The sequence below is a fragment of the Rhizobium sp. BK591 genome (assembly GCF_014195045.1).
Taxonomy (GTDB): Bacteria; Pseudomonadota; Alphaproteobacteria; order Rhizobiales; family Rhizobiaceae; genus Rhizobium; species Rhizobium anhuiense.
This window is the reverse complement of record NZ_JACIAZ010000008.1, coordinates 51,190-73,526: the sequence shown is the minus strand read 5'-3', so window position 1 is coordinate 73,526 and position 22,337 is coordinate 51,190. Positions and strand designations below refer to the sequence as shown.

General features: G+C 59.6%; 16 protein-coding genes. 8 read left to right on the top strand and 8 right to left on the bottom strand.

Features of this window, described 5'->3' with window-relative positions:
* Nucleotides 1-22: 22 nt before the first annotated feature.
* Nucleotides 23-2,998, bottom strand: coding sequence for an NAD(P)-dependent oxidoreductase (locus FHX10_RS29140; protein WP_047619743.1), 2,976 nt, complete (start codon nt 2,996-2,998; stop codon nt 23-25).
* Between the two features lie 338 nt (nt 2,999-3,336).
* On the opposite strand from FHX10_RS29140, the gene paoA reads away from it, so the two are divergent.
* The 5 genes from paoA to FHX10_RS29115 are packed head-to-tail and all read left to right on the top strand — an operon-like array spanning nt 3,337 to nt 8,725.
* The gene (gene paoA / locus FHX10_RS29135; RefSeq protein WP_088930320.1) at nt 3,337-3,984 is read left to right on the top strand and encodes an aldehyde dehydrogenase iron-sulfur subunit PaoA; all 648 of its coding nucleotides are present in this window, start codon (nt 3,337-3,339) and stop codon (nt 3,982-3,984) included.
* On the top strand, nt 3,981-4,931 hold the full coding sequence (locus FHX10_RS29130; protein ID WP_063473679.1) for an FAD binding domain-containing protein: 951 nt from the start codon (nt 3,981-3,983) through the stop codon (nt 4,929-4,931). Before paoA ends, FHX10_RS29130 begins: the two co-directional genes overlap by 4 nt.
* 3 nt (nt 4,932-4,934) lie before the next feature.
* Nucleotides 4,935-7,133: an aldehyde oxidoreductase molybdenum-binding subunit PaoC gene (gene paoC, locus FHX10_RS29125; protein ID WP_063473678.1), complete on the top strand. Its 2,199-nt coding sequence runs from the start codon at nt 4,935-4,937 to the stop codon at nt 7,131-7,133.
* A 55-nt stretch (nt 7,134-7,188) separates the two neighbouring features.
* Complete coding sequence (locus tag FHX10_RS29120) at nt 7,189-8,118, top strand: XdhC family protein (RefSeq protein ID WP_132575437.1); 930 nt, start codon at nt 7,189-7,191, stop codon at nt 8,116-8,118.
* Nucleotides 8,111-8,725 (top strand): NTP transferase domain-containing protein, encoded by a 615-nt coding sequence (locus tag FHX10_RS29115; protein ID WP_063473676.1) that lies wholly within the window; start codon nt 8,111-8,113, stop codon nt 8,723-8,725. The genes FHX10_RS29120 and FHX10_RS29115 overlap by 8 nt, the downstream gene beginning before the upstream one ends.
* A gap of 320 nt (nt 8,726-9,045) precedes the next feature.
* Here the strand turns inward: FHX10_RS29115 and FHX10_RS29110 are convergent, their stop codons facing one another.
* The 7 genes from FHX10_RS29110 to FHX10_RS29080 form a co-directional block, all read right to left on the bottom strand.
* A complete protein-coding gene (locus FHX10_RS29110) occupies nt 9,046-10,116 on the bottom strand; it encodes a GDP-L-fucose synthase family protein (RefSeq protein WP_047619745.1) in 1,071 nt (356 codons plus the stop codon).
* Nucleotides 10,109-11,212, bottom strand: coding sequence for a GDP-mannose 4,6-dehydratase (gene gmd, locus FHX10_RS29105; protein ID WP_047619747.1), 1,104 nt, complete (start codon nt 11,210-11,212; stop codon nt 10,109-10,111). Before gmd ends, FHX10_RS29110 begins: the two co-directional genes overlap by 8 nt.
* A gap of 100 nt (nt 11,213-11,312) precedes the next feature.
* A complete protein-coding gene (locus FHX10_RS29100; protein WP_028757627.1) occupies nt 11,313-13,517 on the bottom strand; it encodes a GumC family protein in 2,205 nt (734 codons plus the stop codon).
* Entirely contained in the window at nt 13,514-14,656 is a 1,143-nt protein-coding gene (locus FHX10_RS29095; protein ID WP_029868056.1) for a glycosyltransferase family 4 protein, read from the bottom strand. The genes FHX10_RS29100 and FHX10_RS29095 overlap by 4 nt, the downstream gene beginning before the upstream one ends.
* On the bottom strand, nt 14,650-15,750 hold the full coding sequence (locus tag FHX10_RS29090; RefSeq protein ID WP_028757677.1) for a glycosyltransferase family 4 protein: 1,101 nt from the start codon (nt 15,748-15,750) through the stop codon (nt 14,650-14,652). The genes FHX10_RS29095 and FHX10_RS29090 overlap by 7 nt, the downstream gene beginning before the upstream one ends.
* A complete protein-coding gene (locus FHX10_RS29085) occupies nt 15,747-16,697 on the bottom strand; it encodes a glycosyltransferase family 2 protein (RefSeq protein WP_029868055.1) in 951 nt (316 codons plus the stop codon). The genes FHX10_RS29090 and FHX10_RS29085 overlap by 4 nt, the downstream gene beginning before the upstream one ends.
* An 8-nt stretch (nt 16,698-16,705) precedes the next feature.
* A complete protein-coding gene (locus tag FHX10_RS29080; protein WP_029733089.1) occupies nt 16,706-16,921 on the bottom strand; it encodes a hypothetical protein in 216 nt (71 codons plus the stop codon).
* 394 nt (nt 16,922-17,315) lie between these two features.
* Between FHX10_RS29080 and FHX10_RS29075 the strand changes: the two genes are divergently transcribed.
* From FHX10_RS29075 to FHX10_RS29065, 3 genes are all read left to right on the top strand, one after another.
* Nucleotides 17,316-18,635 (top strand): O-antigen ligase family protein, encoded by a 1,320-nt coding sequence (locus FHX10_RS29075; RefSeq protein ID WP_029733090.1) that lies wholly within the window; start codon nt 17,316-17,318, stop codon nt 18,633-18,635.
* Nucleotides 18,632-20,758, top strand: coding sequence for a right-handed parallel beta-helix repeat-containing protein (locus FHX10_RS29070; protein ID WP_063473675.1), 2,127 nt, complete (start codon nt 18,632-18,634; stop codon nt 20,756-20,758). Before FHX10_RS29075 ends, FHX10_RS29070 begins: the two co-directional genes overlap by 4 nt.
* Before the next feature lie 710 nt (nt 20,759-21,468).
* Entirely contained in the window at nt 21,469-22,335 is an 867-nt protein-coding gene (locus FHX10_RS29065) for a WecB/TagA/CpsF family glycosyltransferase (RefSeq protein WP_029733093.1), read from the top strand.
* The last annotated feature ends 2 nt before the right edge of the window (nt 22,336-22,337 follow it).

Genomic DNA, 22,337 nt, shown 5'->3' with positions numbered 1-22,337 from the left:
GCGCTGGTTGGCCGCCAGCAAGTTAGTCCTCCGCCGGACCGTAGAGCCCGAGTTGGTCGAGCAGCGCCCGCTGCCGGTCGGCGCTTTCGACGAGCAGGGCGGTGTAGCGATCGATGAGCCGGCTGCGATGGCAGGGATCCGAAACGGCCGAGAGCCCGCCCAGGATCGCCGCGACCTTCATCGAGGTCTGCTGCAACTCGTTGAGGATCTCCGTCTTGCCGCCGGCCTCCGCGACTGCCTGCTTCGTTACCCGGCCGATGCCTGCCGGCGTGCGGCTGCCGGCCGACACGTAACCCTCCGGCAGGTCGCCCTTGAGATTGGTGACCGATTTGAAGCGGATGACGTCGAAGATCTGGTCGACCGCCTGCTTGGCGCCGTTCACCCGTGAGGGATGGTCGGTGTCGGCGGCGGCGTGCGGCAGCAGTTCCAGCTTGCCCTTATGGCGCTCTTCGAGTGGCAGGTAAGGAAGTATCGGCCCGCTGAGCTTGCCGGTCGCGGCGTCCTTGAAGAGGTCGGCGTCGATCGCCGCATGAGCAATCTTGCCCGACGACAGGGCCTCGTCGAGCGCGGCGACATCGACGACCTCGCCCCGATCGTAGTTGACCAGCACCGCGCCATCCTTCATAGCGCCGAGCACCTTCGCATCGACAGTGCCGGCGTTGGAATAGACGCCGGTTGACCCGTCCAGGCGGCCGAGACCGATATGGACGGAGAGTATGTCGGCGCCGCTCGCCGCTTCAACCGGAGTCTTGGCGTAGTCGAAGCCTTCCGCCTCAATCCAGCGCTGGTGATGCTGGCGGGCGTAGATCGCCACCTTCATGCCGAAAGCCTTGGCGAGCTTGGCGACTTCGCGGCCGATATTGCCATAGCCGAGAATGGCGATTTTCCGGCCTTCGAGCTTGGCGGTCGGAAAATCCTTGAGCTGGCGGCCTGTATCGAAGTCGCCCCCGGCGACCATCCGATGCAGCCTGTCGACCGGCAGATCGGGCACGACCTTCAGGATCGCCTTGATCGCCATCTGAGCGGTCGCCCGGCTGTTGATGCCCGGCGTATTCATCAGCGGCGCGTTGCCGCCCTCGCCATTGCCGCCACCCCAGGAGGCCGAGCCCATATTGCCGGTGCCTGCACCGATGCGCACGCCGCCGAGCGGAAATACGGAGGCTTTTGGGATGAAGGTCGCGGCTGCGATCAGCGCGTCGTACTGGCCCCTGTCGGTTTGCGGCAGGATCTCTGCCTCCGTGCTCAGGTTTGGCTGATAGAAGAAATGGACGCGGCCCTTCTCGAGCGTCGATCGGTCGCCCAGCGCCCCGAGGTGGAAGACGCCACCCTTTTCCTCGATATATGCCTTGATCTCGCTGTGATCCGGCTGCCCCCCGGCGTCGAAGCGCAGGCCGACCAGGTCGGCGATCAGCACGGTATAGGCGCGCGCCGGATCCTCCTTGCGGGCCGCTGCACCAGCGCCGGCAGGCGCCTCGAACGTGACGCCCTCCTTCGCCAATTCCTCTTCGAGAACGACGATCTTGGCGCGCAGATAGGCGTATTGCAGATTCTCCAGCAGTGCGACGACATCTTCCGGCTCGCGGATGCCGCCAACCCAGGCGCGGTAGTCGCCGGGTGTACCCGGGAAAGCATTGACGTAGCGGGCCGCGTCGAGGCCGGGCTCGTATTCGCCGTTCGGATGGGTCATGCCCTCATAGCCGAGCAGTTGTTTCGATCGCGCGATGATGCGGGCATGGATGTCGGCATCGGCGATGCCGTCATCCTCGACCTTCAGAAGCGTCACCGCCGCGCCGCGGCGCTCGGCATCGGTGACGGTTAGCGACAGAAGCGGATGCGACTTGACCCAGTCGTCGATCACGTTGCGATTGGCGGCAGAGCGGCGATTGAGCTCGACGACGGAGCCGACCCGGGCCTCCGACTGCAACAGGCCGAAGGTGGTCTCGGCAAAAGCGAGCGCGCTGTAGGTGTTGATGACGCCGCCGAGCATGCGGTCTTCGGCAGCATCGTAGAACGGCCCTGCATCGACGGAGCGCTTCGCCGAAAACGGCCGCCTCGGATCGATCGGCGGTGCGATCTTCAACTGGCGTGGGATCGCCCAGGCCGGATCCTGCTGGTTCTTCTCGATCAATGCCAAAGCATGCGGCGTGAAGGAGGCGACGAAATAGCCGGAAACCCCGCCGATCGCCTTCTGGAAGGGCATGAACAGGCAGCACTTCGCCATGACGGCGCTGACCAGTTCGGGCTCCCACGGCATGGCGCCGAGCATCGAGGTGGCATCGAACACCGCATGGCGATTTGCCGGATCGCCGTCGAGCCAGTTCAAAAGTTCGCGGATCTCACGGCTGGTATAGGCATTGGCGCCGGTCGTTTCGTGACCGACGCCGACGAAGATCGAAACGCCTAGGGCTGACAGCTCCGCTGCCGTCGGGATCACGCCTTCGGAGGCGGCAAAATGAATGCGGCTCTCGCAGCCCTTTTCGGCGAAGCGCTGCATCTCGATCAACTGCGTGGCCCAAGACTGGCGGAAGAAACCGGCGGCCCTGGAGGGATCGCTCTCTGGCCGCGGCGTATCGACATAGACATGCTGGGTCGCGTCGTTGGCGTTCATCAGATGCTGGATGCAGACCGTATAGCCGCTGTGGCCGCCGCCGAGTCCCACTGCCATGCGGTTCGTCTTCGGAAAGCCGAAATAGCGATGGATCGCCCGCATCATGTCGGTCAGGATTTTGTCTGCGGGATAGCCGCGATGCATGCTCCGGGAAATCTCGGCGGTCGTAAAGCCGCCGATGTCGTTACCCCTGTCATCGAACTTGCGATAGGTCTTCTCGATCCACGCGTCGAAGGCCGCGCTCCGAAGACGGCTGTCCACTTCGTCGGTGGTCGCATCCGTGATCGGACCGACGCCGAAGAACGGGTTGGAAGGCCGCTTCGGTGCGCCCGATCCGGTCAATTCGAGCGCCTTCAGTCGCTGTTCCTGCATCTGCGCGATATTCATCATTGTTTGCCTATCTGTGCTTGAGGCGGGGCATGGTGCCGATAATGAAGCGAACGCCTGGGAAAGATGATGGCATATGCGTCGAACAGCAGGCGGAATGCGTCATCCATACGCCTGCGTGACGTAATGCGACGAATAAGGGCGAGGGCATGGTCGGTAACCCCGCAAATCACATTCGAAGCTGATTTGAAGATGACCATGGACTGGGCTTTGGGTGACTATGGCTCACGCATTCATGAACCAGATTGATAACCGTATGCAACGGAAAGGGCCTAATCAAAGGACGGAGTTGCACTACCTCTGCTGACGGCGTCGACCCGCGCCTATGTCCAACGAGCAAGGTGGAACAGTTCATGCCAAGCCAGACACAACTGGAACTTTCCCGTCGAGATTTGCTTATCTCGTCGGCCGCAACGGTCGCGGTCACCGGAGCCGTCACTCCCGCGGCGGCACAGTCCCCAGGAAATGAAATGGCGCATACATCGAAAGTTTCCTTCACGGTCAACGGCGAAAGACGTGATCTTGAGGTCGACAACAGAACTTCGCTGCTCGATGCGCTGCGCGAGCACCTGCATCTCACAGGCACGAAAAAGGGATGCGATCACGGTCAATGCGGCGCCTGCACCGTCATGGTCGACGGCCACCGGATCAACTCCTGTCTGACGTTGGCGGTCATGCACGAAGGCGATCGGATCACTACCATCGAAGGTCTCGGCCAACCCGGAAATCTTCATCCGATGCAGGTTGCGTTCGTGAAGCATGACGGGTTTCAGTGCGGCTACTGCACGCCAGGACAGATCTGTTCCTCCGTGGCGGTGCTCGAGGAGATCAAGGCCAACATACCAAGCCACGTCACCGGCGACCTTACGGCACAGGCGGTCGTCACTCCCGTCGAGATCCGCGAACGCATGAGCGGCAATATCTGTCGATGCGGCGCCTACTCCAACATTCTCGATGCCATTTCGGAAGTCGCGGGGATAAAAGCATGAGAGCCTTCACCTATGAACGCGCCTCGTCGGTCGAGGCCGCGGCCAAGGCGGTCGCCTCCAATGCCGAAACAAAATTCATCGCCGGCGGCACCAACCTCCTCGACCTGATGAAGCTCGAGATCGAGACACCGACGCATCTGATCGACATCAACGGTCTCGGCCTCGACAGGATCGAATCCACCCCTGAGGGCGGGCTGCGCATCGGAGCCTTGGTCCGCAACACCGACCTTGCCGCCCATGAGACCGTTCGCCGTGACTATGGCTTGCTCTCCAGGGCGCTCGTTGCGGGCGCCTCCGGGCAGTTGCGCAACAAGGCGACGACGGCCGGCAACCTCCTGCAGCGCACGCGCTGTCCCTATTTTTATGACCCGAACCAGCCGTGCAACAAGCGGCAGCCGGGCAGCGGCTGTTCCGCTATCGGCGGTTTCAGCCGTCAGCATGCGGTGGTCGGCGTGAGCGAGAGCTGTATCGCCACGCATCCGAGCGACATGGCCATCGCGATGCGGGCGCTCGATGCCGTCATCGAGACGGTAAAGGCGGACGGCAGCCGCCGCTCGGTACCTATTGCCGACTTTCATCGGCTGCCCGGCGACACGCCTGATATCGAGACTGTTCTCGAGCGTGGCGAATTCATCACCGCGGTCCTGCTGCCGCCGCCGATCGGCGGCAAGCACATCTATCGCAAGGTCCGCGACCGCGCCTCCTATGCCTTCGCGCTGGTCTCGGTCGGCGCCGTTATCCAGTCGGACGGCACAGGACGCATCGCCGTCGGTGGCGTCGCTCACAAGCCGTGGCGCATCGAGGCAGCTGAAGCTGAATTGCCGAAAGGTGCGCGGGCGGCGGCGGGCGTTCTTCTTGCCGATGCCCATCCTACAGAACAGAACCGTTTCAAGGTCGACCTGGTCGAGCGCACGCTCGGCGCGGTCATCGCCGAAGCAAGGGGGTGAGCCATGCAGTTCGACACACCAGCGACAACCAACCCGATCGACAATCTGAAGGTCGTCGGCCAGCCGATCCACCGCATCGACGGTCAGCTCAAGACGACCGGCCGGGCGATGTACGCCTATGAGTGGCATGACCCGAACATGCGCTACGCCTATGGCTATCCCGTCGGCTCCGCCATCGCCAAGGGCCGCATCACGTCGATGGATGTCTCCGCCGCCAAGAGGTCTCCCGGGGTGCTTGCTGTCGTGACGACGCTCGACATCGGCGAGCGGAAGAAGGGCAAGTTCAACACCGCCAAGCTTTTCGGCGGCGACGAGGTTCAGCACTATCACCAGGCAATCGCGGTCGTCGTCGCCGAAACCTTCGAACAGGCGCGCGCCGCAGCCGCGCTGGTCAAGGTCGACTATGCCGAGGAAAAGGGTGTATTCGACCTCGGTGAGGCAAAGGTCTCAGCGGTCAAGCCGGATGAATCGCAGCAGCCCGATACCGCGACCGGCGATTTCGAGACTGCCTTCAGCGCAGCTCCCGTCACTCTGGACGAGACTTACACCACGCCCGACCAATCGCATGCGATGATGGAGCCGCATGCATCGATCGCCGCCTGGAACGGCGATGAGGTGACGGTCTGGACATCAAGCCAGATGATCGATTGGTGGCGGTCCGATCTTGCAACGACACTCGACATCGACAAGGAGAAGATCCACCTGATGTCGCCCTTCATCGGCGGCGGCTTCGGTGGCAAGCTGTTTCTGCGGGCGGATGCCGTGCTTGCCGTTGTCGGCGCGCGTGCGATTGGACGCCCCGTCAAGGTTGCCTTGCCGCGCCCGTTCATGATGAACAACACGACCCACCGGCCGGCGACGATCCAGCGAATTCGCATTGGAACCGAGCGTGACGGCAAGATAACCGCCATTGCCCACGAAAGCTGGTCCGGGGACCTTCCCGGCGGAGGCCTGGAGACCGCCGTCAACCAGACCCGTCTTCTCTACGCCGGCGCGAACCGGATGACGGCGATGCGGCTGGCGACGCTTCACCTCCCCGAGGGCAACGCCATGCGCGCTCCCGGCGAGGCGCCGGGACTGATGGCGCTCGAAATCGCCATCGACGAGATTGCCGAAAAAGTTGGTATGGATCCTGTTCAGTTCCGGATCGTCAACGACACGCAGATCGATCCCGAGAAACCGCAGCGGCCTTTTTCCCAGCGCAATCTCATCGGCTGTCTCAGGCTCGGTGCGGAGCGGTTTGGTTGGAGTGAACGGGGAAGGCCGGGTTCCAAACGGGACGGCAACTGGCTGGTCGGCATGGGTGTTGCCGCTGCCTTCCGCAACAACCTCGTGCTTCCCTCCGGCGCTCGGGTAAAGCTCGACCGGGAAGGCGTCGTGACGGTTGAAACCGACATGACCGACATCGGGACGGGCAGCTATACGATCATCGCGCAGACGGCCGCCGAAATGATGGGGGTTACGATCGACAAGGTCGCTGTCCAATTGGGCGACTCGCGTTTTCCTGTTTCGGCGGGCTCCGGCGGACAGTTCGGCGCCAATTCTTCCACCTCGGGCGTCTACGCAGCCTGTGTCAAGCTGCGTGAGGCCGTCGCCAAAAAGCTCGGCTTCAACTCAGGAGACATCGTCTTCGAGAATGGAGAGGTCCGCTCGGGCGATCGTTCAGTGCCTCTTGCCGAGGCCACCGGTCCAGATGGTCTTGTCGGCGAGGACACGATCACATGGGGCGATCTCACCGACACGCATCAGCAATCGACGTTCGGAGCGCATTTCGTGGAGGTTGGCGTCGACATCGCCACCGGTGAAAGCCGCATTCGCAGGATGCTCGCAGTCTGCGCGGCGGGCCGCATCCTCAACCCGATCACCGCCCGCAGCCAGGTCATCGGCGCAATGACGATGGGGGCCGGCGGAGCGCTCTCCGAGGAACTCGTGGTCGATACCCGTCGCGGCTTCTTCGTCAACCACGATCTCGCCAGCTACGAAGTGGCGGTGCATGCCGATATTCCGCACCAGGAGGTGATCTTCATGGACGAGACCGATCCGATGTCGTCGCCGATGAAAGCCAAGGGCGTCGGCGAGCTTGGCCTTTGCGGCGTCGCGGCAGCGATCGCCAACGCCGTCTACAACGCGACCGGCGTGAGGGTCCGGCATTATCCGCTCACGCTCGACAAGCTGATCGGCGGCCTGCCGGACGTGGCCTGATGATTTCGACGGCGGTCTCGAAGTGGGCTCGCCGTCGCTTCCTGTAGGATTGTCCATGAATCAGATAATCGCGCCGATAATGGCGCCAATTCCCGTCAGAGCCTCGTCCAGCGACGATCCTGCGGAACTGCTTCGCTTCGCAATAGACGCCCATGGTGTTGGTGCGGCAGTACTCGCCACCCTGGTCGAAATCCGGGGCGGGGCCGCGCGCGCGCTCGGCGCGCATGTGGCGGTTGCCGCAGACGGGCGCTTCTGCGGCTATGTCTCCGGCGGATGCGTCGAAGCCGCAGTCGCTTCCGAAGCGCTTCTGGCAATGGCGGAAGGACACGACCGCACGGTGAAGTTCGGCGAAGGCTCGCCCTTCTTCGACATCGTCCTTCCTTGCGGCGGAGGAATCTCCGTTGCGATCCATGTTCTAAGGGAAGTGGGCGCTTTGCAGCATGTTCTGGATCGTCTTCGACGAAGGCAGGCCGCCGGCCTTGTATATTCGCCGGCGCGGCAGACGATCGAACCGGTCGACCCACCGCCACGGGCATGCTGGCTTGGGCGAGAATTCGTGGGCGTCTATCGTCCGCGCACCCGCGTCGTTCTTTCCGGGCAGACGATCGACGCACAGGCCGTCGCGCGACTGGCCGAGGCTTCCAGCTACGACGTAATCGTCCGGGAGCAGGGCGAGAAGGGCAGGGTCGCAGCCGACACCATCGATCCTTTCACGGCCGTTGTACTCCTGCATCATGACCTCGACGCCGAAGCCGCCATTCTCGAGACCGCGCTTGCCTCGCCCGGCTTCTACATCGGCGCGCTCGGGAGCACCCGGACGCATCGCCGGCGCATCGAGCGGCTGACGGCCATGGCTTTCGCAGAGGACGACATCCGCCGTATCAAAGCGCCGATCGGACTGTTCGGCCCGACACGGGATGCAACGTCGCTGGCGCTATCGGTGCTGGCGGATATCGCTGCGGCAAGACTGGTGGCTTTTGCTTAAGGCGTCGGTGGCGATCGTCATTCTCGCCGCCGGCCGGGCAAGCCGGATGGGCGAGGGCGGAAAACACAAGCTGCTGGCCGAGTTCGACGGCGTTTCGCTCGTGCGGCGGACAGCATTGACCGCGTTCGGGTCGGACGCAGCCTCTGTCGTCGTTGTCACGGGCCATCGCCGGCGCGAGATCGAGGCCGCGCTCGCTGGGATTGATCTCACTCTCGTCGATAATCCCGATTATGCGGATGGCATGGCGAGCTCGCTCGTCGCGGGGGTGTCATCAAGGCACGCTCACAGTGCCGACGGCATTCTCGTCATGCTGGCCGATATGCCCGGCATTTCGACCGCCCACCTCGATGCCTTGATTGTCGCCTTTCGCAATGCGGGCGGCCAAGCCGTCGTGCGCGCCGTCTCGCGCGGCAAGCCCGGCAATCCTGTCATTCTGCCGCGTTCTCTCCATCCCGCGATCCTGCGACTTGAAGGCGACGTCGGTGCGCGCGGTATCATCGCCACGTCAGGCCTGCCCGTGCTCGATGTCGAAGTTGGCGACGCAGCTTGCCTCGACGTCGACACGCCGGACGATATCGGGGCTGCCGGCGGCACGATAAAGAACTAAAGCGCGGGGATCTGCTCCGGGCAGCTGAACGGCGCGGCTGTGGCCAGGCCTGCCGACTTTACCGCAGCGAGTGTCGTCCGACAGTCGAGCCGAAGGCAATCTCGCGGATCGATCCGACGTGGGACTATCTGCGCAATAGCGCGACCAGCGATATCGGCATCTCAACCGCGAAAAAATCCATCACCGCACCGATAATCACAGCCCACACGACGATCAGGAAAATGAGCGCTGCGATCCTGATTTCTACTGGTTGCACTATTCGTTCCGCCCCAGCATATGCCTCCCCCGAGACAAAACCTTGTTATCCCTCGCCAAATCCGCTAGCGCGAGGGATGATGTGCGACCGTGGAGAGCGTGGGCGCGTGCAGCGCCGAAGTCTTGGCTTTCTCAAAGCTGATGTCGCTTTGACCGATCAAGTCGCCGGACGCAGCGCCGTTGCTGCGTTCGAGATAATGGCCAGCAAGGAAGGAGCGGTAGGCGTCTGCGATACCCTCCTGCAGGCCGATCTTAGGAGACCAGCCGAGCGCGCGAAGCTTGTCGACGTTCAAGAGTTTACGTGGCGTGCCATCTGGCTTGGTGAGATCGCACGTGATCTTGCCTTCGAAACCGACGACCTTGGAGACGAGATATCCCAATTCGAGGATGGTAATGTCTTCGCCAGAACCCACGTTCACATGACTTTCGGCGGAATAGGTCTTCATGAGATGGACGCAGGCGTCGGCGCAATCGTCAACATGCAGGAATTCGCGCCGCGGCGTGCCAGTACCCCAGATGCATATCTCTTGCTGCTGGTTGATCTTGGCCTCATGCGCCTTGCGTATGAGCGCCGGCATGACATGGCTTGACCCCAAGTCAAAATTGTCCTCTGGACCATAAAGATTGGTAGGCATGCCCGAGATGAAATCTCTACCGTGCTGGTTGCGATAGGCCTGGCAGAGTTTCAATCCGGCAATTTTGGCGATCGCATACCACTCATTCGTGGGCTCGAGCGATCCTGTCAGAAGTGAGTCCTCAACGATCGGCTGATCGGCGAATTTCGGATAGATGCAGGACGATCCCAGAAACATCAGTTTTTCGACCTGAGCCTTATGGGCTGCATGGATGATGTTCGCCTGGAGAATCAAGTTGTCGTAAAGGAAGTCGGCCGGATAGGTGGCGTTCGCGAGAATGCCGCCGACCCTCGCAGCAGCCAGGAAGACAGCGTCGGGACGATTCTTACTCATCCAGGTCTCCACCTGCTCTTGCCGTCTGAGATCGACCTCGGCGCGGGTGGCCGTCAAAATCTCGCAGCCCTCGGAAGCGAGACGCCGCACGATCGCAGAGCCCACCATGCCGCGGTGGCCCGCGACATAGACCCTTTTTCCGGCAAGGCCGTAGATCACCTCAGGCATAGGCAAAACCTTTCGTGACACCGACCGACGGGACATTTCGTGCCATGACTTTCAAATCTTCGCGAACCATCTCCGTCACCAGCTGATCAAGACTGGTCTCATGTTTCCAGCCAAGCTTTGTGTGCGCCTTCGTCGGATCGCCAATCAGAAGATCAACCTCAGTCGGACGGAAGTAAGCTGGATCGATCTCCACCACACACTGGCCCGAGGTCTTGTCGTATCCCTTTTCTTCAACCCCGTTCCCACGCCAATCAATCGGCATGCCCACCTTGGCAAAGGCCTTGTCGACAAAGGAACGAACCGAGTGCGTTTCGCCGGTCGCAAGCACATAGTCCTCCGGTTCGTCCTGTTGCAGCATCAGCCACATGCCGCGAACATATTCTCGTGCGTGTCCCCAGTCGCGCTTGGCATCCAAATTGCCGAGATAGAGCCTTTCCTGCAGTCCAAGATGGATCGCGGCCGCCGCCCGGGTGATTTTACGCGTCACGAATGTTTCGCCGCGGATCGGGCTTTCATGATTGAACAGAATGCCGTTCGAGGCGTGCATGCCGTATGCCTCGCGATAATTGACCACTATCCAATAGGCGTAGAGCTTGGCCGCCGCGTAGGGTGATCGAGGGTAGAACGGTGTCGTTTCACTCTGCGGGACTTCCTGGACTTTGCCGTAGAGTTCTGAGGTGGACGCTTGATAGAAGCGGGTCTTCTTGGTCAACCCCAGGAGTCGAATAGCTTCAAGTAGCCGAAGGGTGCCGGTTCCATCGGCGTTGGCCGTATATTCCGGCGTCTCGAAAGAGACTTGAACGTGGCTCTGTGCGGCGAGATTATAGATCTCGTCCGGCTGCGTTTCCTGAACGACACGGATGAGATTCGTTGAATCCGTCATGTCCCCGAAATGCAGAATAAACCGAGGATTCTCGACATGGGGATCCTCGTATAGATGCTCGATGCGGCTGGTGTTGAAGGACGATGAGCGTCGCTTGAGGCCGTGAACAATATAGCCCTTCTCCAAGAGCAACTCGGCCAAATACGCACCGTCTTGGCCTGTTATGCCGGTAATTAGCGCGACTTTTCGGTTCTTTGTCATTCCCATATCCATGGTTGCCCTCCAACTCGAATACCAATGCAGAAGTATATGATGCTGTTCATGTCGTACGGTATCACAAAAATGAAAGCGCATCTCCTAATATATTAAGTATTCATGCCTTGAAGCTATAGTATTTCATCAAAGATTTCGAAAATAATTCCGAGTCACTGAAATTATAAAGCGCGTGGTTTTTGGGATTTACATTGTTGATTGCGACAACAATTTCCGAGTTTCGCGAGCTTTTCATTTGCTGCAGGCTGAACTCGACCGCGCGGCGGCTCGTCTTTCCCCATCTAACAACTGCCAGTGTTCTTTCCGCCAGGGCGGTCAAATGCACGGTATCTGTCGAGGCGAGCACAGGCGCGCTGTCGAAGATGACAATCTGGCCGGCCGCGCCCGCCATCTCGATGATTTCTGCCAGGCCGTTCGAACGGACGCGCCGCTGAAGACTGAATTTGCCAGATGGAATGAAATCGATACCGCTTGGGTGGCGGTAGACGATGTCGCGGACATCGGCCCGACCATTCAGGAATTCGTTCAGTCCGTGCACTAGACCCGACCTGAAAAACGAATTGAGTTTTCCCCGTTTGAGGTCGCCGTCAACCAGCAGCACCGGAATTGCGGCGGCGGCAAGTTCGATAGCCAGCGATCTCGCGACCAGCGATTTGCCTTCTCCGCTGTGAGCCGACGTAACGACGATACTGTTCGGCAACTTGCCGCCATTGGACTGCTTGAGTGAAAGCACCACGGTACGGATTGCTTCGTCAAACATCGGGACCGGCATATGTTCGAACATCGTTTTCGAATTTTCCCACCGCGCCAGACGCGGGATAAGTCCAGCCGGTATCGTACGCGCCATCGCAGCTATCTGGTCGAAACTCCGGACCGTCCGGTCCGACATTTCGATCACGAAAGCGGCCGTTACGGCTCCCGAGATTGCGGCCAGGAGGGCGCCCACCAGATAGAAAAGCCGTCCACGTCCCTGTGACGCGAGCGGCACTGAAGCCGGTGACAAAACTTCCAATTCCGCCCCCGGCAGCATGGCCTTCGCGGCGAGGTCGCGGCGCTGGTCCTCAAGCTTGTCGAGTGCCGTTTGTTCCTTGTCGGCGATATGCTGCAGCCGCGTCAATTCCGTCTGCACCATGGCATCGCGTGTGCGTTTTTCATGAGCCTCAGCCAAGATGGATTGTATTGCCTCCGCTTCGTGATCGAGTGCGGCGAGCTTGGCACGCATTGTTCGGAGATATTGCTTGGTCGCAAGGTTGAGATCGGCACGGGATTGCTCGATCTTCCCACGCAGATCCACCACGGCCTCGGCATTGCCGTCATATGTCTGAAGAAGACGGGCGAGATCTTGCTCCTGTGCGCGAAGATCGCGTTGTTTTGTGGCAATGTTGTCGGGGACGGCGATATTCTCCGCGGCGACCGAAGCGTTATCCGTTGCTTCCAGCGTGGATATCGTCGCCTTTACCTCAAGCCGGCTTTCTTCGATTTTCCCTTCGCGGCCAGTGACTTCTATGAGTGACTTGATCCGTTCATCCTGAGCATCCTCTTTCGAGACGACGTCCATCGATTCTTGATAGTTGCGCGCAGCTTCGCGAGCAATATCCGCGCGGGCCTGCTGTTCGGTGATGCGCTGTCGGATCCATTCTTGCGCTGAATCCAGGCGGCCACTGACACTGAACTTCCGTTCATCGAGGTAAACGCTGATGACCCGGTTCGGGACTGCGGCGGCGAGTTGAGGATCATAGGAAGTGAAGCTGACCTGGATAACGTCACTCTTATCTTCGTGCCACACGCCGAGCGCCCTATAATATTCCGGGATGATGGCGTCGACGCTGTCCCGTGACGGCGAGGTGGGTTTTTCCGTGTCGAACAGGCCGCGCAACTTTGCCCGGATACTGTCAACGAGCGAGACCTCGCGCAGCGCTGGATTGAATTCCGGCCGCAGGTTAAACCGCAGTTCGCGGACGACTCGCTCTGCGATGCTTCTGGATAGAAGCCGCTCAGTCTCCGATTTTGCGTCAAGTAGATCACTGCGGCTGCTGTCGTCGGCACCAAGTGATGTTGCGAGAGGCTGGTGGACGATCAATCGGGCCCAGGCCTGATACGTGGGCTTCAACCCAGCGATAATAATTACCGTGGGCGTCATCAGCAGCACGGTTATCGCGATGATCATGATCATTCTTCGCCGGACGAGACGGAAGGCGGATGCCAGATCGAAGTTGTCCGCCTTGGTCTCCACCTGAAAGCGAGGGTCATAGCGCATCGGCGAGATGGGAAGGTTGCGGTCCGGCGGAACAGTGGAAATCGTCATCGTGCGCCAACCATTGCTTGAGGTTTCGCGGAAACGGTTTCGTAGAGGTTCTCGAGCGATCGCATATAGGCCATCATGCTGAAATGGTTGAGATAATGCGCGCGCCCCTGGACCGAGAGGCGGATGCAGATTTCCGGATCGGACACCAGCTTCGCCAGGGCTGCAGCCAGGGCATCCTGGTCTCCGACTGGGACGAAGATGCCGGTTTCGCCGTCGGTAATGACTTCGTCATGGGCCCCAACACGCGTGGTGACGACGGCGAGGCCGTGGGACAGCCCTTCGAGCACGGCCATTGCCAGACCTTCGGCGTGCGAAGGCAAGACCAGGATATCTGCATGCGCACACAGGGCTCGCGCCTCTCCGGCGTCAAGCCAGCCGGGCATCTGTACCAGGTTTGAAAGCGCCATGGCGTCAGCCTGACGGCGATATTCCTCGACAGGTCCGTCGCCTGCCAGTACAGCCCGCCACTGGAGTTCTTTCATGATCGGGTGGCTCAGGGCCAACAGAAGCTCCGTGACCCCCTTGCGTTCGCTCAGCCGGCCAAGGAATACGATCAACGGCGTCTGACCGACGCGAATATCGTGCGCCCCGGGATCGGGGACGCAATTGTGAGCAACGACCGCGCGGCGCTCGTCAACGCCCAAAAGTGTCGTCAGCGTCATGCGATCGCGCCGGCCGAGCGCGACAACGCAATCGGCATTCTGAAACATCCGACGGATGAGCCGTTGTTGGCGCGGCGAGCGTTTCTCGAAGTCGCCGGCGTAGTCGTAGTCGTGCAGGTGCAATATGTGGCAGCACCCGAACAAACGGGCAGCCTCGGTCAGGACCAGCTTTCGGGAGGTGCTGCCGCGGCCGGCGATATGGATATGGTGAATGCGGGTTGGTGCAACAATCCGGTCCTTTGCCATCGTCAGGATGGCCCCGAGCAGCCGTGCGGGTGACGTCACCTTGGACCATCGAGCCCCTCTGGTATCGGTGACGAAATGTTTCGTGCCGGTCTCTTTGGCTGTCTCTGTGATATAGCCGACCAGCCTGCCAATGCCGCCGCCGTTCTCACAGCCGCCCGGAACATAGTGGCGGACGCTAGCCGCGCTCCGTGCCGCCACTCGAATTCTGTCCGTGAGGGCCTCTGTCAGCATGACCCGACCACCTCCCGATAAACGGCCGCAGCCTGGGCGCCGACGCGTTCAGGCGAATTCGGCCCTTTGGCCCATTCGAGTGCATTGGCACCGAAATTGTTTCTAAGCTCGCCGTTGTCTGCCAATGTCCTGATAGCTGCCGCGAGCTCTTTGGCATCCCCGGGAGGGACCACCATTCCCAACCCATTGGGCTGAACAGTGCCCCGCAACTCGCCGACATCCGTCACGATGACCGGTTTGCCAAATGCGGCGGCAAGGTTGAGCACACCGCTTTGGGATGCTTCCGTATAGGGAAGCACGACGATGTCGGCGTCCAGGAAAAGCTGGGCGACCTCTGCATCCTCGATAAAACGATTGCGAATATCGTAGCGGCCGGCATCCCCCATGAGCGGCTGGAATATCATCGGATTGTCGCCACGGCCTGCGACAGTGATGCGCAGGTTGGGAAGTGCGTCCTTGAGCATCGCCTCGGCCCGGACCAGATGTTCCAAGCCCTTGTAGGCAAAAATCCGTCCGAAGAGCAGGACGCGTATAGTTCCATCCGCTTCGCGCGGCGCCATCTTCTGTTGCCGGGCGAGTTCCGCATAGCGAAGGATGGAAGGATGCGACAGGACATGGACGCAGTCCGGCGATTTTGAATATCGATCGAGGACCAACCGCTTCAGTCCCTCGCCGTGGACGACAAGATGTCCGGATTGTTTCACCATCAATTCGGGGGCCCAGCCGGGCAGCGTTCGCGTATCGGAATCGCCGGGATGGATTTGCACGTCATGAACGGTGGTCACGAGCGGGATCGGGCGCCAGAACGGCACGGCGAGGTTCAGCCAAAGTGTAGAATTGCTGAGGAGATGAATGAGGTTCGGCCGTTCCCGCCGGATCAGACGCGTAAGCTGGTACAGAAACCAGGGATTGGAGAGAGAACGGTGTCTCGGCCAGTCCAGAAGGTGCAGGTCGACAGCCGGATCGATGGAAGAGGCGAGATGTGCATAGCGCCGGCGCGGTACGGCAAGCACAACGTTTAGGTGTTGGGCAACGCCGCTGGCAAATGAGATAGTATAGTCTTCCAGTTCGGAAACTAACAGCAGCGCCTTCATTTTGCTGCCTCCGACAAGCCGACGTCCAGACCGAGCCGTGACAGGCCGCGCACCGAGCGCAAACTATCGCGCGTCCGCCTGAGAAGGTTTGGTTCGCCGGCAAAGAAGAGGCCCTCGACGGCAAGCTTGAACCGGGTGCGCGCATCGGCTCCCTGCAGCTTTGCCGACGCGATGCGATAGGGATAGTGATCCGTCAGATGTAGTCTTGCCGGCAGTTGATGGGTCGAGAGAAACAGGTTCGTCGCTTCAACGGTATGCTGCCAGTGCGTCATCCGCCTCCTCAGCGTGCTCGCATCCTCGGTCGAGCGATACCAGTTGTTATTGTGGATGCGGTAGAATCCAAGCGGATCCGGCAGGGCAATGACGTCCCCCAGAAACGGGTAGATGCCCACGAGCCAGGCGTCGGCTGATATGCGGAATTGTTCGGGAATGCTGCCCGCAGCATTCCATGCGCTACGTCGTACAGCGATGGCTGACGTCATCGGAAAAGGCCACCAACCAGCCGATCTGGTGAGCAGCGCCGACAACGCGCCCGAACACAGGCTTCGAGGGATCGGCTTGGAAGTCGGCGTGCCATCGACAAGCGTTGGCTGCAGCCGGTGATAGACGAGCGATGCCTGAGGGTTGGCGCGGAATGCCGCAGCCGTCGCCGACAGCTTGCTCGGCGCCCACCAGTCGTCGGCATCCAGAAAACAGAGGATCTCGCCCATGCTTGATCCCACAGCGACGTTGATCGCAGCGGCCTGTCCTGCGTTCTCCTGGAAGATCACCTTCACTCGGCTGCCATACGCTTCCAGAACGGACCGCGACTGGTCGGTGGAACCGTCATCGACGACGATTATCTCGACGTTGCGGGCGTCTTGGCTCAACACGCTGTCTATCGCCCGCCCAACGAAGCGAGCGTAGTTGTAATTATTGATGAGGACACTGAGGGCCGGCCGTTCCATGACGCGTCTCAGACGGGTTGCGGCGATGCACCGCCGTACAGCAGCGCAAAGTTGCTTGAGAGGTCGACCTTTAAGCAGCCATCGAGGTTTGGAGCCTCGGCGATGGTGATATCCATAATAGCTTGTCGGCCGAACAGCATCTCGCGCAGAACCGGTGAGGTCGCCGCGACGAATAGAGCGCCCGTCGTGTTGCATAGAGAACTAGGATCATGACGCAGGAACATAGTAATCCTAAACCTTCCAGGCTTCGACTGCAGAGAGAGCCTCTGTCAGAATTGTTGCCTCATTCCAGTAGAACCGCGGCTTACCCGCCACGCTTCACAAGACACTCATCGCCACGGTACCGGCGAACGGACATGCGCAACACCTGCTCTTAAGGGCAATCCGCGGACATGAAGACCCGTCTTTTGGGTAAAGACCGGCTGAAAGCTTACGCCCAACACCGTCTTTGGGTGGAGCGAAGGTGCATTAGGCGTAGCCCGCCCTTCACTAGGACAGATTGACTGCGGCTGTGGCTGAATGATTGCTTGAGAGCAGCGCAGCGCGGAGGCCGACACCTGTTTTTTGATCTGCCGCGATCAACAGTCGCTTGTCTTTTCAAGTCAGTCGGGACGGACAATGAGAGTAGATAGCCTCGGAACTCCCAGCGGACCAACCATCAGTTGGCGGGCCATAGAATGCTGGGGTGCCGGCATATCTCTTTTTTTTCAGGCAGGCGCCCTTCTGCCGCTTATCCTGGCAGATGCGGACGGAACGCTCAGCGAATCTGCCAAATCTATACTGCGTCTTCCTTGCTTTCCGGTATATGTCTTTACAATCGTGATCCTGATACGCAATTTTCCGCAATTTCTAACAGCGCTCAGGCGAAATCTGATTGTTCCCTCGATCCTTATCCTGCCGTTTTTGTCTACCCTGTGGTCAATAGGGCCTCAAACGACCTTGAGGCGCGCAATCGGTCTTTTGTTTTGCGTGCTTCTTTCCTATGTGCTCGCGATACGTTTCACCCCAAGGCAGCTGCTGTTCCTGTTATTTGTGACCCTCGGAGCCTGTATCGTCCTCAGTGTGGTGATGTCAGTGGTGTCACCAAGCCTCGCCAGTATGCCGGATGGCACTATGCGGGGCATTTTCATTCACAAGAATGTCCTGGGCTGGTACGCGTCTCTGATGATCTTGGCGGCGACGGCTGTGCTGATCGACGGGACGCTCGGCCTGCGGCGAACCGCGTTCATCCTGTTGGCCGCGGGTGTGATCTGCCTTGCAAGCTCCGGATCGATGACCGCGATCATTGCAACGTCAGTGGCGTATTGCCTGATCGGCTTTTATACCCTCCTGAAAAGAAGCAGCAGCATTGGCCGCGTGGTCGTCGTCCTGCTTTTCGTCCAGCTGTCGCTCGGCATTCTGATTTCGCTTCACGAATTCCTGGTTCCGGCCCTTGAAGCGCTCGGCAAGGACGCGACTCTAACCGGTCGGGTGCCATTGTGGGAGCTGGTTGATCGCGAAATATCCGATCGTTGGATGGTTGGCTACGGTTACCAGGCATTCTGGACAACCGTGAACCCCGAAGCGACGCGCATGTGGTTGAAGATCGGATGGGCGGCACCCCACGCGCATAATGGATACCGCGATATCTTGTTGAGCTTTGGAATAATGGGAATGATTCCGTTTGTTCTGTTGCTTCTCCATGCAATCCGCCAAGGCGCGACCCTTCACTGCAATGATCCGCACTACGGGTGGCTCTGGCTCAATGTTTTTACGATCATGATTCTGGTGATGAATCTGACCGAGAGTATTTTTTTCACTCAGAATGACGCCATCTTCATCCTGTTTACCGCAGCCATCATCATGTTTTCGCTATATGCGCCCGTCGTTTCGATCAGCCGTGCGCCACCTTGGCAGGCGCCCTCGCGCGGCCTTGCGAGCGGGTTGCAGATATCATGAGGCGGCGCTTTGGACTGACGCTGAGCATGTTACCTGTCATGCTGTTTCCGCAGTCCGGCAATCCGGCTCCGGTCGGGACAGAGATAGATGCGCCCGAGCGCTTGCAGATGCTCGTCAGGGAGGCGACTTGCGCGGAAGCTTCGCCGACTTTGTCCGCCAAGTTGAATGGGACTTCATTAAGCGAGGTATTGAGCAGCAGCACCGGGGCACGGACGATATTTTACGTTTCTCCCGACGGCAAAGACAGCTGGAGTGGCCTCCTTCCGACCGCAGATCAGCAGGGCGGCGACGGCCCTTTCGCCAGCATTGAAAGAGCCCGTGATGCTGCCCGTGAGAAGGGCGGCAACAACACAATCGCGCTGGGTAAAGGCGATTACTACCTTGCTCAGCCGATCGTCTTTGACTCCCGCGATAAGGGCTTGATCGTCACGGCAAGATGCAATGAAGCGCCGATTTTGCATGGGGGGCAACGCGTGTTCAACTGGACGCAGCAGGCCGATGGTCGCTGGACGGCGCCGCTGAAATTGCCACCGGATGAGGGGGTCGGTGACCTTTTCGTCAATGGGATACGCCAAACTCGGGCTCGATTTCCCGACGCTCCCGCTGATGGCGATCCACGCAAAGGATGGTTGTTTGCCGCAAAGTGCCAGCCTGCCATCGACGTGCGGGAGGGAAACACGCGCTTTTGTTTCCATGCCGGCGACCTTCCGCCAGTGGGTGATACAAGTGGACTGGTCGTGGACATCGTTGGAGGGTATCAACCCGGAAGCCAGTGGGGCAATGATACGCTCCCAGTTGTATCGATCGATGGCGCCGGCCGAACTGTCCATACCAAAGGCACAGACTATTTCTTTACCGCAGAAGGCAGCCGCTATTTCCTAACCGGAGCCAAGGCCTTGCTCGATGCTCCCGGAGAGTGGTGGTACGATCTTGTTGCGGGCCAGCTTCATTATATCCCCGTCGATCAGTCGTTACCCAGTTCCGTAGTCGTTGCGGGCATTTTGCCGACCTTGTTCAAATTGGATGGGGCCAATGGGATGGTTGTATCAGGGCTCGAGTTTAGAGACGGCGCTCCTGAAGGCAGCGGCAAGTTCTATACGGAAACCAGAGGATTTGGCGCCATACGGATCGAACACGCTGACGGCGTCAAGATTCTCGGCAACAGCATCGAAAATGTCGGCGTCGGGGTCCATGTGACGGAAAGCAAGGATGCGTTGATTGCCGGCAATGTGATTGCCGATGTGGCTGGCAACGGGATTTACGTCGGCACAAATTATGGCACGTTCGGCAAGTCGAACGGCTCCAGAATCCTTTCGAACCACATCCATGACATCGGAAAGGTTTACATTGAAACCGCAGGAATATGGTTCCAGGCGGCTGACAATGTCAGGATCGCCAACAATCTGATCGAAAACACGGCGCAGTTCGGAATCGCCGGCGGTTCGCTATGGGGTTCCAACGACGCCGTCTATAACGCTGTCATCGAGCACAACGTGATCCATAACGCCAACCAGCAGACGGCAGATGGCGGCGCCATCAAGATGATGGGGGAGCAAGCCGACTCTCTCAACAGCGTCATCCGCTCCAATCTGGTGACCGGGACCGGTCATCTCATGAACAGGGTCGATGGAACGTTCTGGCCTCCCGGATACGAGAATACCAGCGAATGGCCGTCTCCTATCAGCTGGGCGATCTATACGGATGGGAAGGCGAGCGGACTGCGTATCGAGGGAAATACGCTCTCGGGCAACATCGCGGCGATCGGTATCAATGGCGGTTGGAGCAACCTGGTGGCGGGAAACGTCATCACACACGGATCGGGCGCGGCTTTTCGGGTCGATGAGGGTACCGGCAAGGGTTGGCGTCCGCCATGGGCACGCCCCAATCGCATTGAGGAGAATGTTGTATCTGTCGACAGTGACAGTGGCATTGTGGCCTATGTCAACGCTCCCGATCTTGGGCTTGGATTTGTGCAATTCGCGCGCAACCGCTACAGCGGTAACTTGAACGACAAGAGCTTCAGGGTCCATCCGGAGATCATGCTTTCGGGGGAATTCGGCGGCCTAGGAGATCTTCAGAAGGCTGGAGAGGACACCGGAAGCGTAGTCGCGCCGCCCGAGTAACAAAAGGCGCCGCGACGAGGGGTGTTATGCGGCGATAGAGTCCGCAGCTATGGCGACCTATAACGCCCTTCAACCACGGCGTGCCCGCGCTGTGCGAGGCTTGCGGGTATAGCGCATGCAGGCATGCGCATCAAAATCGGGGACCTAGAGATCTGGTAGGGTGAGGCAGGTTTCCCATAGTGGGCGGGGCAATATTATTGGCAGCGAGCTGTCTCAGCATCTCTGCACTGAGCGTTCCGCGAACGTCAAGATCGCGATTGCAGCCTTCCCGGCATAGGGGTCAGGAATTCCCTGATGACTATAACCATACGGCACATCGCCGCTGGAACTTAGATCTGTCCGCAGCTGGTTGGTTGTGTCGGACGTCTCCGAACGCTCGCCGGCCGGGGTCTTCATCTCGCCTATCGGGTTGAGCATGTCTCTCTTCCCGACTTTGTTCGCGCTCAAACCTCACGAGCGTTGATCACGCTAGAGTGAATAGCTTCTGCGGCTCTGCGCGGGTCGAAGCGCCATTTCGGGCCAACGGTCATCAAAAAGAGCAATATGGCAAGCGGTGGGGTACATGGACTTACTTCGAATATTGTACGTCGTCGCGGCATAAGACGTAAATATGAAATCTCTTCTACGTCCAATAGCTGGAGCGGCAAGTATGGAGGCAATCGGCCTGCCGGGATATTCTGATGACAGTTTCGATCGCGAAAGCGTAGGTCATGGGAAATCAATCAGCAGGCAGCAGCCAAACTTCAGTTCTTCATCCAAAGGGTTCCCTAGAATGGACGAATGTCCTTGGTGTTCGCGTTTCGGCAGTCAATCTCAAAAGCGCGACGGGATTTATTCAAGAAGCGATCGAAGACGGCAGAAAGGAATATGTGTGCGTTCGCGACGCACACGGCATCGTCCGCTGCCAAGATGATCCCGAGCTCCGGTCGATCCACAACCGGGCGTTCCTCGTAACCCCCGACGGCATGCCGCTTGTTTGGGCGCTGAGACATGCTGGTCATGTGGAAAGCGACAGGGTCTATGGACCGGATCTGATGTTATCCGTCTTCGATGCCGGCAGCTCCAAGGGCTTGCGCCATTTCCTTTATGGCGCAACGGCCGAAACACTCGAGCAACTGCAGGCGCGCCTTCTGGCAAAATTTCCGCAAGCACGGATCGTCGGCTTCTATGCGCCACCTTTTCGCAACCTGTCGACGCGGGAGGAAACGGATATTGCTGACCGGCTCAATCGGTCGGGTGCCGATATCATCTGGGTCGGGCTGAGCAGTCCCAAGCAGGAACTCTGGATGGCGCGCATGCGCGATCGTCTGGAAGCATCGATGCTCATCGGTGTCGGAGCCGCATTCGATTTCCACGCCGGCCTCAAGCGGCAGGCTCCAAGGTTCATTCAAAGAAGCGGCTTCGAATGGGCGTTTCGGCTCTTGTGCGAGCCGCGACGGCTGTGGCGGCGCTATGCGCTCGTCGTGCCGACCTTCATCTCACTGACGGCATTCCAGAGACTGGGGCTTCGGAAGTTTCCAATCGAAGACAAGGTTTTTGGATCAAGCGTGCCAAAAGCGGCAGCTGTAAAGGTGTAGCC

Coding starts and splice junctions, on each gene's coding strand:
- FHX10_RS29110 (WP_047619745.1), bottom strand. CDS start 10,116: ATGCCTGAGGTGATCTACGGCCTTGCCGGAAAAAGGGTCTATGTCGCG.
- FHX10_RS29075 (WP_029733090.1), top strand. CDS start 17,316: ATGAGAGTAGATAGCCTCGGAACTCCCAGCGGACCAACCATCAGTTGG.
- FHX10_RS29080 (WP_029733089.1), bottom strand. CDS start 16,921: ATGTTCCTGCGTCATGATCCTAGTTCTCTATGCAACACGACGGGCGCT.
- FHX10_RS29130 (WP_063473679.1), top strand. CDS start 3,981: ATGAGAGCCTTCACCTATGAACGCGCCTCGTCGGTCGAGGCCGCGGCC.
- FHX10_RS29095 (WP_029868056.1), bottom strand. CDS start 14,656: ATGCTGACAGAGGCCCTCACGGACAGAATTCGAGTGGCGGCACGGAGC.
- FHX10_RS29065 (WP_029733093.1), top strand. CDS start 21,469: ATGGGAAATCAATCAGCAGGCAGCAGCCAAACTTCAGTTCTTCATCCA.
- FHX10_RS29100 (WP_028757627.1), bottom strand. CDS start 13,517: ATGACGATTTCCACTGTTCCGCCGGACCGCAACCTTCCCATCTCGCCG.
- FHX10_RS29090 (WP_028757677.1), bottom strand. CDS start 15,750: ATGAAGGCGCTGCTGTTAGTTTCCGAACTGGAAGACTATACTATCTCA.
- FHX10_RS29120 (WP_132575437.1), top strand. CDS start 7,189: ATGAATCAGATAATCGCGCCGATAATGGCGCCAATTCCCGTCAGAGCC.
- FHX10_RS29140 (WP_047619743.1), bottom strand. CDS start 2,998: ATGATGAATATCGCGCAGATGCAGGAACAGCGACTGAAGGCGCTCGAA.
- gmd (WP_047619747.1), bottom strand. CDS start 11,212: ATGGATATGGGAATGACAAAGAACCGAAAAGTCGCGCTAATTACCGGC.
- FHX10_RS29085 (WP_029868055.1), bottom strand. CDS start 16,697: ATGGAACGGCCGGCCCTCAGTGTCCTCATCAATAATTACAACTACGCT.
- paoC (WP_063473678.1), top strand. CDS start 4,935: ATGCAGTTCGACACACCAGCGACAACCAACCCGATCGACAATCTGAAG.
- FHX10_RS29070 (WP_063473675.1), top strand. CDS start 18,632: ATGAGGCGGCGCTTTGGACTGACGCTGAGCATGTTACCTGTCATGCTG.